At 61.2% G+C, this 13,571-nt stretch carries 9 protein-coding genes; 1 reads left to right on the plus strand and 8 read right to left on the minus strand.

Going from position 1 to position 13,571, the window contains the following annotated elements; translation table 11 throughout:
• Positions 1-68: 68 nt before the first annotated feature.
• From FHL16_RS20625 to aceK, 5 genes are all read right to left on the minus strand, one after another.
• Positions 69-305: an anti-sigma factor family protein gene (locus FHL16_RS20625; protein WP_010462064.1), complete on the minus strand. Its 237-nt coding sequence runs from the start codon at positions 303-305 to the stop codon at positions 69-71.
• Entirely contained in the window at positions 299-910 is a 612-nt protein-coding gene (locus FHL16_RS20630) for an RNA polymerase sigma factor (protein ID WP_010462067.1), read from the minus strand. The genes FHL16_RS20625 and FHL16_RS20630 overlap by 7 nt, the downstream gene beginning before the upstream one ends.
• A gap of 153 nt (positions 911-1,063) precedes the next feature.
• Positions 1,064-2,185, minus strand: coding sequence for a beta-ketoacyl-ACP synthase III (locus FHL16_RS20635; RefSeq protein WP_077749153.1), 1,122 nt, complete (start codon positions 2,183-2,185; stop codon positions 1,064-1,066).
• 344 nt (positions 2,186-2,529) lie between these two features.
• Positions 2,530-6,441, minus strand: a complete 3,912-nt coding sequence (hrpA, locus tag FHL16_RS20640) for an ATP-dependent RNA helicase HrpA (protein ID WP_077749154.1) — start codon at positions 6,439-6,441, stop codon at positions 2,530-2,532.
• A gap of 231 nt (positions 6,442-6,672) precedes the next feature.
• Positions 6,673-8,391, minus strand: a complete 1,719-nt coding sequence (gene aceK, locus FHL16_RS20650) for a bifunctional isocitrate dehydrogenase kinase/phosphatase (protein WP_077749155.1) — start codon at positions 8,389-8,391, stop codon at positions 6,673-6,675.
• A 158-nt stretch (positions 8,392-8,549) separates the two neighbouring features.
• Between aceK and FHL16_RS20655 the strand changes: the two genes are divergently transcribed.
• A complete protein-coding gene (locus FHL16_RS20655) occupies positions 8,550-9,458 on the plus strand; it encodes a DMT family transporter (RefSeq protein ID WP_010462074.1) in 909 nt (302 codons plus the stop codon).
• A 109-nt stretch (positions 9,459-9,567) separates the two neighbouring features.
• On the opposite strand, the gene FHL16_RS20660 is transcribed toward FHL16_RS20655, so the two are convergent.
• From FHL16_RS20660 to FHL16_RS20670, 3 genes are all read right to left on the minus strand, one after another.
• Positions 9,568-11,148 (minus strand): aldehyde dehydrogenase (NADP(+)), encoded by a 1,581-nt coding sequence (locus FHL16_RS20660; protein WP_077749156.1) that lies wholly within the window; start codon positions 11,146-11,148, stop codon positions 9,568-9,570.
• Between the two features lie 42 nt (positions 11,149-11,190).
• On the minus strand, positions 11,191-12,186 hold the full coding sequence (araD1, locus tag FHL16_RS20665) for an AraD1 family protein (protein WP_077749157.1): 996 nt from the start codon (positions 12,184-12,186) through the stop codon (positions 11,191-11,193).
• A gap of 71 nt (positions 12,187-12,257) precedes the next feature.
• Entirely contained in the window at positions 12,258-13,433 is a 1,176-nt protein-coding gene (locus FHL16_RS20670) for an L-rhamnonate dehydratase (protein WP_010462080.1), read from the minus strand.
• Positions 13,434-13,571 lie beyond the last annotated feature (138 nt).

The raw sequence follows: 13,571 nt of genomic DNA on the forward strand, positions 1-13,571 counted from the left end.
CGATCCCCATCATCCGTTCGATGCATCCACGCCGGCCTGCTTCTGTTCCCTGCGATAACGCCACGACTTTACGGAATGTCCTTGCGACGCTCCGCAGCGAGACGTTCGGCGAGTGCATCGACCTCCGGCACAGCCTCCTCCGGCAAGACGCGCAGCGTCTGCTGCATCAAACGCATCTGACGAATGAACCGCCGGCAATTGGGGCAGAACATTAAATGATGCCGCACCAGCAACTTCTCCCGAAAGCTCAACTGGCCATCGAGATAATCACTGGCGCGCGCCACTTGCTCCTTACAGGTCAGCATTCGCCGGTTTCCTCAAAATGCTCCACGGTCGCAAAGACCTTCAACCGTGCCCGATGCAGCAGCACGCGAACATTGGAGAGCGATATGTCCAGAAGATTACAGATGTCTTCCAGTTCCAGGCCCTGACGCTCGCGCAACAGCAAGACGCTGCGTTGCAGTTCCGACAGGCTGAGCAACGTGTGTTCGAGACATTCGCGCAACTCGCGTTCGGTGAGCAACGCCTCCGGGGTGTCCTGGTGCCAGGCGAACGGCGCCACCAGCCAATGGCCATCAGCGGACGAAAAACGATCATCATCAATCGTGCCATGGGGCGATGGAAGGTCATCAAGCAGCACCTCGCGACGGTTCTGCTTGTAACGGCCCTTCGCCGCATTGGCGGTGATGGTCAGCAACCAGGTCTTGAGGCTCGAACGCGCCTCGAACTTGCTCAGGTTGCGCACGACCGACAGCCACGCATCCTGCACCACTTCGTCAGCATGCCGGTTGCCGACGATCGCATAAGCGACTGCACGCATCGGGCTCTGGTAAGTGCTGACCAACTCTTTGAAGGCTTGTTGTTCACCTGCCAGCAATCGTTGCAGCAGTTGCGCGTCGTCAGCCGCCATTCACAAACCCCTTGTCCTGACCTCGAAAAATGAGTCAGCAGGGCGTCGCCGTCGGCAACGTCCTGCTGTCATTTCCGAAAACTACAGCGTCCCGACTGCTTCGGCTGTAGGAAAAACCACCGCAAATCAACGGAAATAGCGACAGCCTTCCCCTCAACGCTTGCGCAACAGCACGCTACCAATCGAGTAACCCGCGCCGAACGAGCTGAGCACGGCCAGGGAACCGGCGGGCAGATCATCCTGATGCTTGTGAAAGGAAATCACCGACCCGGCGGAGCTGGTGTTGGCGTAGGTGTCGAGAATCACCGGGGCTTCTTCTTCGGTGGCTTCACGGCCCAGCAGCTTCTTCACGATCAGGTGGTTCATGCTGAGGTTGGCCTGGTGCAACCAGAAACGTTTCACGTCACTGACGTTGAGCTTGTTCTCTTCCAGGTGCGTAGCGATCAGCTCGGCCACCATCGGGCAGACGTCGCGGAACACCTTGCGGCCTTCCTGCACGAACAGTTTGTCCTTGGCTCCGATGCCCTCTTCCGCCGCGCGGTTGAGGAAGCCGAAATTGTTGCGAATATTGTTGGAGAACTTGGTCAGCAGTTTGGTGCTGACGATGTCGAACTGGTACGGGGAGGTCGCCAGGTCGGCACGCTCGATGATCACCGCCGTCGCCGCGTCGCCAAAAATGAAGTGGCTGTCACGGTCGCGGAAGTTCAAGTGACCGGTGCAAACTTCCGGGTTGACCATCAGGATTGCCCGGGCCTGGCCCAGTTGCACGCTGTTGGCGGCCGCCTGGATGCCGAAGGTCGCCGAGGAGCAAGCCACGTTCATGTCGAAACCAAAGCCCTGGATACCCAGCGCTTCCTGGACTTCGATGGCGATGGCCGGGTAGGCGCGCTGCAGGTTGGAGCACGCCACAATGACGCCGTCGATGTCGGCGGCGGTCTTGCCGGCACGCTGCAAGGCCTGTTCGGCCGCGCCGATGGCCATCTGGCAAAGCACCGACCATTCGTCGTTGGAACGCTCAGGCAGACGCGGCGCCATGCGTTGCGGGTCGAGGATGCCATCCTTGTCCATCACAAAGCGGCTTTTGATACCGGAAGCTTTTTCGATAAACGCAGCGCTGGATTCGGTCAACGCTTCGACTTCGCCACGGGCGATGGCGTCGGCGTTATCGGCGTTGAATTGCGCGACGTAAGCGTTGAAAGACTGCACCAGCTCTTCATTGGAGATGCTGTTGGCCGGGGTGTACAGGCCGGTGCCGCTGATGACGACGTTATGCATGGTCGTTTCTCTAATCTGTTCAGGCAGAAAGCGTTGGCACCGACGTACCAACACACAAAGGGTCTGTTCCCGTCACGGAAAGCACACCTGGCATCGCTTTATTCCGTACCGCCCGAACCTTGAGAGGCTCAAAACTGCGGGACCGGCGTTTATAGGCGCGAAGTTTGCCATAAACATTGGGTTTTGGCGCCATTTTGCTCGATGACTCCCACCTGCCAGGCAATACAAAAACCTGTGGGAGCGAGCCTGCTCGTGATGGGGCCATCACCTCCAACATCTATGTCGACTGTGATGCCGCCAGCGCGAGCAGGCTCGCTCCCACAGGTATTGCACAAGTCTCGGGGTCAGGGTTCGACCTGGGTCCATTGCTTGTTCAGGCGCTTGTCGGAGATTGGCACTTTGGTCCCCAGTTGCTGGGCGAACAGCGAAACCCGGTATTCCTCCAGCCACCAGCGATAGAGCTCCAGTTGCGGATCGCGCTTGCCTTCCTGGGCGTGTTTGTTGGCGCGGGTCTGGTATTGGGCCCAGAGACCGGACAGTTCGCCACTCCAGACCCGATCCCTCTGCACCTGTGCGCCAATCTTCTCGAAGCGTTGCTCGACAGCCTTCAGGTAACGCGGCAATTCCTTGAGCCACTGCATCGGCGTCTCCCGGACAAACCCCGGATACACCAGATGACTGAGCTGTTGCTTGATGTCGTTCAGGGCCACGGCTTGCGCCAGATCAATCTTGCCCTTGAAGCGCTTTTGCAGGCCGTGCCAGTGCTTGAGAATCTCCAGCGTCAACTTGGCCAGGCGCTCGGCGTGCTCGGTCCAGCCACCGCGCTTGCGCTCGGCCAACGAGGCCAGCCCGGCGCCATCCCGTGGCAACGGGTCTTCGCCCTCGAGAATGCAACTGTCGAGGCTGGCCAGCAGAATGTCTTCCACCAGCGCATCAATGCGCCCCAGTTCACGGTACATCAGCCCCAGCTCGGTCAGCCCCGGCAGCTTGCCGCGCAGGAACTTCGCCGGCTCGGCCAACTGCTGCATCAGCAATCGCTGCAAGGCGCGGCGATGCTGGAACTCGGCTTCGGCGGGGGTCGAAAAACGCCCTTCCTTGACTGTCCCGCTCTCTTCCACCAGCGCCGGATACACCGTCATCGACAACCCGGCGATCTTCTGCTGGGTTTTCTCGGCGACGGCGGCAAAGACTTTCGGCTCCACCGGCTGTTGGTTTTTCGCGGTTTGCGGCACGGCCAACGCGGCTTGGCTGGCTTCGGCAAAGCGTGCGGTCAACTCGGCCAGATCTCGCCCTTCGCCGAGGAACTTGCCCTGGCCGTCGACGATTTCCAGGTTCATGCGCAGATGACTGTCGACTTGCTGTGAAGCTTCCGCCCACGCCTCATCGCTGACCCGCGCGCCCGTCATGCGCAGCAGCTCGCGGCCCAACGCCTGCGGCAACGAGCCCTCGGCGAAGGTCATGCGCTGCAACGCGGCTTTGACGAAGTCCGGCACCGGCACGAAATTCTTGCGCAGGGCCTTGGGCAGGTTGCGCACCAGCGCGATGCACTTGGCCTCGATCACGCCCGGCACCAGCCATTCCAGACGTTCCGGCGGCAACATCGGCAACAGCGGCGCCGGCACGCGCAGGGTCACACCATCGCGGGGGTGATTCGGCTCGAAGTGGTAACTCAGGGCCAGCTCCAGATCGCCGATGTGCAAGGTGTCCGGGTAATGCAGGGCGGTGACTTCGCTGGCCTCACGGGCCAGCACGTCTTCTTCGCGCATGATCAGCAGCTGCGGGTCTTTCTGGCTGTTGACCCGGTACCAGCTGTCGAACGTTGCGGTCTGGTGGATCTCCGCCGGCAATCGCGCATCGTAGAAAGCGAACAGGGTTTCTTCGTCAGCGAGAATGTCGCGACGCCGAGCCTTGGCTTCCAGCTCGTCGAGTTGTTCCAGCAGTTGCGCATTGGCCGTCAGGCACTTGGCCTTGGATTGAATCTCGCCGCGTACCAGGCCTTCGCGAATGAAGAACTCACGAGAAACGACGGGATCGATCGGCCCGTAATGCACCGGCCGACGACCCACCACGATCAGCCCGAACAGCGTGATCTGCTCGAAGGCCACGACCTGGCCGCGCTTTTTCTCCCAGTGCGGTTCGAAGTGGTTTTTCTTGATCAGGTGCCCGGCCAGCGGCTCGATCCAGTCCGAGTCGATCTTGGCCACCATCCGCGCATAGAGCTTGGTGGTTTCCACCAGTTCGGCGGTCATCAGCCATTGCGGGCGCTTCTTGCCCAACCCGGAGGACGGGTGAATCCAGAAACGCCGCTGACGGGCGCCGAGGTAATCGCCTTCATCGGTTTTCTGGCCGATCTGGCTGAGCAGGCCCGAGAGCACGGCTTTGTGCAGCTTCGGGTAGTCCGCCGGCTCTTTGTTCAGGCTCAACTGCATGTCGCGGCAGATCAGGCTCAACTGACGGTGCGAGTCGCGCCATTCGCGCAGACGCAGGTAATTCAGGAAGTTCTTGCGGCACCAATTGCGCAGCGGGCTGGCGGTCAGGGCCTGACGCTGTTCTTCAAAACCACGCCACAGATTGACCAGCCCGGCGAAATCCGAGTCCACGTCCTTCCACTGTGCGTGGGCCTGATCCGCCGCTTGCTGGCGCTCCGGCGGACGCTCGCGCGGGTCTTGAATCGACATGGCGCTGGCGACGATCAACACTTCCTGCAAGCTGCCGAGTTTCGCCGCTTCCAGCAGCATGCGGCCCATGCGCGGGTCCACCGGCAGGCGCGCCAACTGGCGGCCGAGCGGGGTCAGCTGGCTGTTGCGGTCCACGGCCGAGAGTTCTTGCAGCAGGTTGAAACCGTCGCTGATCGCCTTGCCATCCGGCGGTTCGATAAACGGGAAGTCGGTGATCTCGCCGAGGCGCAAGTGCAGCATCTGCAAAATCACGGCGGCGAGGTTGGTGCGCAGAATTTCCGGGTCGGTAAATTCAGGGCGACCGATGAAGTCGTCTTCGCCATAGAGGCGAATGCAAATACCCGGCTCGACCCGACCGCATCGACCTTTACGCTGGTTGGCGCTGGCCTGGGAAATGGCTTCGATGGGCAGACGCTGAACCTTGGCGCGGTAGCTGTAACGGCTGATGCGCGCGGTGCCGCTGTCGATCACGTAACGGATGCCCGGCACCGTCAGCGAAGTTTCCGCGACGTTGGTCGCCAGCACCACGCGACGGCCAGGGTGCGACTGGAAAATCCGCTGCTGTTCGGCCGGCGACAAGCGCGCGTACAGCGGCAGAATCTCGGTGTGCTTGAGCTGGGCCTTGCGCAGCATGTCGGCGGCGTCGCGAATCTCGCGCTCGCCGGGCAGGAACACCAACACGTCGCCGGGGCTCTTGCGCTCGCTACGTTCGAACGCGGCAATTTCGTCGAGGGTGGCGAGGATCGCCTGATCCACGGTCAAGTCGTCCTCGACGCGGTTGCCCTCCTCGTCCTGCTCAAGCGTCAGCGGGCGATACCAGGTTTCAACCGGGAAAGTCCGGCCCGAAACTTCAACGATGGGTGCGTCATCGAAATGCCTGGAGAAGCGTTCCAGATCGATGGTCGCCGAGGTGATGATGACTTTCAGGTCCGGGCGACGCGGCAGCAGGGTTTTCAGGTAACCGAGCAGGAAGTCGATGTTGAGGCTGCGTTCGTGGGCTTCGTCGACGATGATCGTGTCGTAGCGTTCGAGGTAACGGTCGTTCTGGGTTTCCGCCAGCAGGATGCCGTCGGTCATCAATTTGATCAGGGTGTTGGAGTCGCTCTGATCCTCGAACCGCACCTGATAGCCGACCAGCGCGCCCAATGGCGTCGCCAGTTCTTCGGCAACCCGGCTGGCCACGCTGCGCGCAGCGATTCGACGCGGTTGGGTGTGGCCGATCAAGCCATGCTGGCCGCGGCCGATTTCCAGGCAGATCTTCGGCAACTGGGTGGTTTTACCCGAGCCGGTTTCGCCGGCGATGATCAGCACCTGATGCTTGAGCAGCGCTTCCTTGATTTCGTCGCGCTTGGCGGCGATCGGCAAACTGTCGTCGTAACGAATCACCGGCAGGCTGGCACGCCGCGCCAGCACCTGGTCACAGGACGCCTGCATGCGCGTCACCCACTGGGCCAGCTTGGCCTCGTCAGGTTTCTTGCGCAGCTCAAGCAACTGCCGCCGCAGCCGGTGGCGGTCGGCGAGCATGGCGTGATCGAGGTTTTTCAGCAGTTTGTCGATGGAAGGCGATTCGTCAGTCATCAGGTACGCAAAAGTCGTCTAGTGGCGCAGGGGCCGGATTGTCGCAGATTTGGGGGCTCGGCGACGAATTCAACCTGCCTTTGTGGTGAGGGAGCTTGCTCCCGCTCGGCTGCACAGCAGTCGTAATCCGGTCATCGAGATTTGTCTGAAGCTGCGCGGTGGATGGTTTTGGGGTCGCTTCGCGACCCAGCGGGAGCAAGCTCCCTCGCCACAGGGGGTTCACTCAGGGGTTTATTCGTTATCCAGGCCTTTGCGGCGATAAGGGAACACGTCGATGATTTTGCCGGCACGAATGGCTTCCTGCAGGCTTTTCCAGTAATCGGCGTTGTATAGCTCGCCATGCAACTGGTCAAACAGCTTCCTTTGCCCGGAATCGGCAAACAGGAACGGCGGAAACTCCTCGGGAAACACATCCAGCGGCCCGATCGAATACCACGGCTCGGAGGCCATCTCGTCTTCCGGCGTACGCGGTTGCGGGATGTGGCGGAAGTTGGCTTCGGTCAGGAAGCAAATCTCGTCATAGTCATAAAACACCACCCGCCCGTGCCGGGTGACACCGAAGTTCTTCAACAGCATGTCGCCGGGAAAGATGTTCGCCGCCGCCAGTTGCTTGATCGCCAGCCCGTAATCTTCCAGGGCCTCGTGGACCTGCGCCTCATTGGCGTTTTCCAGGTACAGGTTCAGCGGCGTCATCCGCCGCTCGGTCCAGCAGTGACGGATCAGCACGGTGTCGCCTTCCACCGACACCGTGGACGCCGCCACCTCAAGCAGCTCTTCCAGGCACGCCGGGTCGAACTTGCTCAAAGGGAAGCGAAAATCGGCGAACTCCTGGGTATCGGCCATGCGTCCGACGCGGTCGACGCTTTTCACCAAACGGTATTTTTCGATCACCGTGGCACGGTCGACGTTTTTCGACGGCGAGAAACGGTCCTTGATGATTTTGAACACGGTGTTGAAACCCGGCAGGGTAAACACGCTCATCACCATGCCGCGCACGCCGGGAGCCATGATGAATTGGTCGTCGGTGTTGGCCAGGTGATTGATCAGCGCCCGGTAGAACTCGGACTTGCCGTGTTTGTAGAAGCCGATGGAGGTGTACAACTCGGCGACGTGCTTGCCCGGCAGGATGCGCTTGAGGAAGCCGATGAACTCCGCCGGCACCGGCACATCCACCATGAAATACGAACGGGTGAACGAAAAAATGATCGACACATCGGCTTCGTCGGTAATCAGCGCATCGATCTGAATCCCGCGGCCTTCACGGTGCAGCAGCGGAATCACCAGCGGCCATTGTTCGTCCCGGGTATAGATGCGCCCCACCAGGTACGCGCCTTTGTTGCGGTAGAGCACCGAGGAGAACAGCTCGACGCTCAGTTCAGGGTCCTTGCACACCCAATCCGGCAGGTTCTCACGGAGTTGGGCTTCGAGGCGGTGCAGGTCGCCGGCCAGGTCGGCGTAATCCTCGCTGAAGCTGTAATCGGCAAAAATGCTCGCGAGCATGCCGGACAACTGGCCCTGGGGCTTATAGGTTCGGGTTTGCGCGGCGCGGGCCCGGCGCAGGCTGGGCCGGGTGGTGTGGATAAACATGCAGCCGTCGCTGATCAGGTCATGGCTGAACAGCCCGCAAAAAATCGAGTTGTACCAAGTCTCGGACAGTTCATCATCGAAACGCAGGTCGATCAGCGTGATGTAAGCGCTTTTGACCAGAGGCCAGCAACTGACGTCCAGTGTGTCGCTGTCAAACGCGACGCGCAGCCGTTCCACGGTTTCGCTGACTTTTTCTTCGTACAGATTGATCCGCGCGGCCGACGCGACCTGCGCCTCCTGCCACTGGGCCTGCTCGAAGCGGGCCCGAGCGCCGTCGGTGATCTGGCGGAAATGCTCGCGGTAATCGTCAAAGCCATCGAGGATCATTCGGGCGATGTCGGCGGCTGGCCATTGCTGCGGCATGGGTGAGACCTCTGCGGGAATTCGTGAGCCCTGAGCTTAGCCAGTGAACCGGGTGCAGGAGAAGCGTAATTTTCGGCTCGAGTTAAATGCTCGTTTTTCGGTTGCCATGGATAAGGCGCTCGGCAACACTCTCGTCCCCATCAAGGAAGGAGTGCACCGTGAGTCCTGTCGATATTTTCCGATTGCTGTCGCTGGCCGCGATCTGGGGCGCGAGCTTTCTGTTCATGCGCATCATCGCCCCGGTGATTGGCACAATCCCCACGGCCTTTTTCCGCGTGTCGATTGCCGCCGTCGGCTTGCTGGTGATTCTCGGCCTGATGCGCATCAGCTGGGACTTCAAAGGCAAGCTCAAGACGGTGATGCTGCTCGGGGTGATCAACTCCGGGATTCCGGCGACCCTCTATTCCGTGGCCGCCCAAGTGCTGCCGGCCGGTTACTCAGCGATCTTCAACGCCACCACGCCGCTGATGGGCGTGTTGATCGGCGGCCTGTTCTTCCATGAAAAACTCACCGCGGCCAAGCTTGGCGGGGTGTTCCTCGGGCTGTTTGGCGTAGGCGTGCTGACCCGTGCCGGTCCGGTGGCGTTCGACATGGAATTGTTGATGGGCGCCGCCGCCTGCCTGCTCGCCACCACCTGTTATGGCTTTGCCGGGTTCCTGGCCCGCCGCTGGCTTGACCACGCCGGCGGTCTCGACAGCCGTCTTTCAGCGCTGGGCAGCATGCTCGGGGCGACGCTGTTCCTGTTGCCGTTGTTCGGCTACAGCGTGATCAGCCAGCCACCGGCAAGCTGGGGCGGCTGGAATGTCTGGTTGTCGTTGCTTGGATTGGGGCTGATGTGTACCGCCCTGGCGTACATTATTTACTTCCGCTTGCTCAGCTCGATCGGGCCGGTGAGGTCGATGACCACGACCTTCCTGATCCCGCCGTTCGGGGTGTTGTGGGGAGCGCTGTTGCTGGATGAGCCGTTGTCGATGGCGCATATCTATGGCGGGGTGTTGATTGCGGCGGCGTTGTGGCTGGTGTTGAAGCCGGCGGTGGTGAAAGTGGCTGAGGTGACTGCCAAGTAGTTTGGCGGTGTGGCTGATGACGCCTTCGCGAGTAGGCTCGCTCCCACAGGATTTTGTGTTCACCGCAAATCCAATGTGGGAGCGAGCCTGCTCGTGAAGGCGGTAGAGACTACAACGCTGACTGACTCACCTCCCCATCCACCAACCGCCGAATCCCCAGCGGATTGGCGTTCTGCAACGCCTCGGGCAACAACGCATCCGGGTAATTCTGGAAGCACATCGGCCGCAGGAACCGGTCAATCGCCAAGGTGCCAACCGATGTGCCGCGCGAATCAGACGTCGCCGGATACGGCCCGCCATGCACCATCGCCTCACACACCTCGACCCCGGTCGGGTAGCCATTGAGCAGAATCCGCCCGACCTTTTCCTGCAGCAACTCCGCCAGCCAACGGTACTCCAGCAACTCGTCCGTCTCGCCAATCAGCGTCGCCGTCAATTGCCCGCGCAGACCGTGCAACGCTGCCGCCAGCTGCGCCCGGTCCTCAAGCTCGATGATGATGGTGGTCGGTCCGAACACCTCTTCCTGAAGCAGCTCATCGCCCTTGAGCAACAGACTGACGTCAGCCTTGAACACCTGCGGTTGTGCCTGATTGCCCTGTTGCGGCCTGCCCGCCAAGTGCGTCAGCCCCGGATGTTCGTGCAACTCGCCAAGGCCTCGGCTGTAACTGACCAGCGCGCCGGCATTGAGCATGGTCTGGGCCGGTTGCTGGTTCATGCTAGCGCAAAACGTTTCCAGGAACTGGCTGAACTGCGGCGAACGCAAACCCATGACCAGGCCCGGGTTGGTGCAGAACTGCCCGCAGCCCAGGGTCACCGACCCGGCCAGTTGCGCAGCGACTTGCTCACCGCGAACCTTGAGCGCTTCGGGCAGCAGGAACACCGGGTTGATGCTCGACATCTCGGCAAACACCGGAATCGGCTGTGGCCGGGTCGCGGCCATGTGGCTCAAGGCATTGCCGCCCTTGAGCGAACCGGTGAAGCCCACCGCCTGAATCGCCGGATGCTTGACCAGCCATTCACCGACACCCCCGCCGTAGATCATGTTGAAGACGCCGGGCGGCATTTCGGTGCGCTCGGCGGCGCGGATGATCGCGTCCGCGACCCACTCGGCCGTCGCCATGTGCCCGCTGTGCGCCTTGAACACCACCGGGCAGCCGGCGGCCAGCGCCGAAGCGGTATCGCCACCGGCGGTTGAAAATGCCAACGGAAAGTTGCTGGCACCGAACACGGCGACAGGCCCCAGGCCGATGCGGTACTGACGCAGGTCCGGACGTGGCAACGGCTGGCGATCCGGCAGTGCCCGATCAATGCGCGCGCCGTAGAAATCGCCGCGACGCAGGACCTTGGCAAACAAGCGCATCTGGCCGCTGGTGCGTCCGCGCTCACCCTGGATACGCCCGGACGGCAATGCGGTTTCGCGGCACACAGTGGCGACGAAGTCATCGCCCAGAGCATCGATTTCATCGGCGATAGCGTCAAGGAACAGCGCACGTTTTTCCTCGCTGAGGTTGCGGTAAACCGGGTAGGCAGCGGCCGCAGCGCTGGCTGCCGCGTCCACTTCCGCTTCAGTGGCCTGGAAAAAACGGACCGGCAGCGCTTCGCCCGTCGTGGCATCGAGGCTTTGCAGCTGTTGCGTACCGTTGGCGCTGCGGCGACCGCCGATGTAGTTGTGTCCGAGTAGCGTGGTCATGAGTGATCCCTTGACCGGCCGACAACGCCGGTGATTGAAGACTTAAAGCGTGCGCACCTGGCCGATGGCCAACGGCTGGGCACTTTCGCCGATGCCGTTTTCCAGGGGCGCGCCAAACTCATCGAGGCTGATCTGGAAGCGATCGCCCGGCTGGGTTTTTATCCCGTCGGCAAACGACAACGTTGCGGTGCCGAAGTAATGCACGTGGACATCGCCGGGACGCAAAAACTGCGCGTATTTGAAGTGGTGGAATTCGAGGTTGGCGAGGCTGTGGCACATGTTGTCTTCGCCGCTGAGAAACTCCTTTTCCCAGATCGTTTCGCCGTTGCGCTTGATCCGACTGGTGCCTGCAAGGTGCTTGGGCAACTCGCCGACGCGCAGCTCCGGACCGTAGGCGCAGAAACGCAGTTTCGAATGGGCGAGATACAGGTAATTGCGCCGCTCCATCACGTGGTCGGAGAACTCGTTGCCCAAGGCATAACCGACGCGGTACGGCTGGCCGTCGTCGCCGATCACGTAGAGGCCGGTCAGCTCGGGTTCCTCGCCGGCGTCTTCGGCAAACGGCGGCACAGGGAAATCCGCGCCGGGGCGCACGACGATGCTGCCATCACCTTTGTAGAACCATTCCGGTTGCGCGCCGACCTGCCCGGCCGCCGGTTTACCACCCTCCAGGCCCCATTTGAAAATGCGCATGGTGTCGGTCATGCTGGCTTCGACCGCGCCCTCCTGCTGGTGCATTTTGTCCCGCGCCGAGGCGCTGCCCAAATGGGTCAGTCCGGTGCCGCTGATCAGGCAATGGGCCGGGTCTTCGTGGTCCAGCGGTGGCAGGACTTTGCCCTGCTGCAACAGCTGGGCGTAATCCGGTCCCGGTTCGGTGCCGCGCAGTGCGACTTCTTCTTGCAGGCTGCGTTGGGCACGAATCGCCGCGAGGGCCAGTTCACGGGTACTACGGGTGCCTTGCAGCACCTGGATCTGCGAGCCCTCGACGAGACCCACCTGGCGTTCACCGGCAGTGTTTTCAAATTGAATCAGGCGCATGACGGCCTCCAGAAAGTCGTGGATGTGTGGGAGGGGATTAGCGAAACGTCGCACCGCCCTTCACCACCGGATCACTCGATGATGTTGAAGTCGCTCAAGTACTCATCGGAGATTTCCAGGCCCAGGCCGGGCTTGTCATCGTCGAGCTGGATGTAGCCGTTGACCGGTTGCGGTTCGCCCTTGAACACGTAGTAGAAGAGTTCGTTGCCGACCTCGACGTCGAATACCGGGAAGAACTCGGCCATCGGCGAGGCGGTGGTGGACATGGTCAGGTGGTAGTTGTGCATCTGCCCGGCGTGCGGGATCACCGGCACCGACCAGGCTTCGGCCATGGCGTTGATCTTGCGCGCTGCGGTGATACCGCCCACGCGGTTGGTGTCGTACTGGATCACGTCGACGGCGCGGCGTTCCAGCAGGTCTTTGAAGCCGTAGGAGGTGAACTCATGCTCGCCGCCGGAGATCGGCATGATCCCCATCTTCTTCAGCTCGATGTAACCTTCGATGTCGTCGGCAATCACCGGCTCTTCCAGCCAGCGTGGTTCGAATTCAGCAAGTTTGGGCAGCATGCGGCGGGCGTATTCCAGGGTCCAGCCCATGTAGCACTCGAGCATGATGTCGATGTCGGGACCGGCCAGGTTACGCAGGGCACGCACTTGCTCTATGTTCTTGCGCATACCCGCCGGGCCGTCTTTCGGGCCGTAGCCGAAACGCATTTTCAGCGCGGTGAAACCCTGGTTCAGATAGCCCTGGGCCTCTTCGAGGAACAGGTCGAGGTTGTCATTGGCGTAGAGCTTGGAGGCGTAGGTCCAGATCTTTTCCTTGGTGCGACCGCCGAGCAGTTTGAACACCGGTTTGTTCACGGCTTTGCCCATGATGTCCCAGATCGCGATGTCGATCGCCGAGATCGCCGCCATGCCGATGCCTTTGCGGCCCCAGGCGTGGCTCTGGCGGTACATCTTCTGCCAGATGTATTCGTTGTCGAACGGGTCTTCGCCAATGGCAATTGGCGCCAGGTAGGTGTCGATGATTTCCTTGGCCACACGCGGCGCCAGGGCACAGTTACCGATGCCGACGAGGCCGGTATCGGTCTCGACTTCCACCACCAGCCAGCCATGGAAACGGAACGAGCCCATGGCGTCGCCACGTTCGAACAGGATGTCGCTGGCGTTGGTGCAGAAGTGTGCTTGAGGCGGAACGACTTTGCCTTTCCACTCAAAAACGCGGGTACGGATGGCTTTGATTTTCATGAATACAGTTCCTTGCGCTGCCGGCTTTTTGTAGTTGTCGGGTCGCTGCACAAAACCGCACGGGGGCGGGTTCCGGCATTCGATGGAGCGACTTTAGCCAGCGCTCGGGGGTGCGGATAATCACTTATGCGTATCCGG

It is taken from the genome of Pseudomonas sp. FSL W5-0299 (assembly GCF_005930655.1).
GTDB lineage: Bacteria > Pseudomonadota > Gammaproteobacteria > Pseudomonadales > Pseudomonadaceae > Aquipseudomonas > Aquipseudomonas mandelii.

Bases quoted from the DNA above. Each gene is read 5' to 3' on its own strand.
- FHL16_RS20630 (WP_010462067.1), bottom strand. From the start codon at position 910: ATGGCGGCTGACGACGCGCAACTGCTGCAACGATTGCTGGCAGGTGAA.
- FHL16_RS20635 (WP_077749153.1), bottom strand. From the start codon at position 2,185: ATGCATAACGTCGTCATCAGCGGCACCGGCCTGTACACCCCGGCCAAC.
- FHL16_RS20660 (WP_077749156.1), bottom strand. From the start codon at position 11,148: ATGACCACGCTACTCGGACACAACTACATCGGCGGTCGCCGCAGCGCC.
- araD1 (WP_077749157.1), bottom strand. From the start codon at position 12,186: ATGCGCCTGATTCAATTTGAAAACACTGCCGGTGAACGCCAGGTGGGT.
- hrpA (WP_077749154.1), bottom strand. From the start codon at position 6,441: ATGACTGACGAATCGCCTTCCATCGACAAACTGCTGAAAAACCTCGAT.
- aceK (WP_077749155.1), bottom strand. From the start codon at position 8,391: ATGCCGCAGCAATGGCCAGCCGCCGACATCGCCCGAATGATCCTCGAT.
- FHL16_RS20670 (WP_010462080.1), bottom strand. From the start codon at position 13,433: ATGAAAATCAAAGCCATCCGTACCCGCGTTTTTGAGTGGAAAGGCAAA.
- FHL16_RS20625 (WP_010462064.1), bottom strand. From the start codon at position 305: ATGCTGACCTGTAAGGAGCAAGTGGCGCGCGCCAGTGATTATCTCGAT.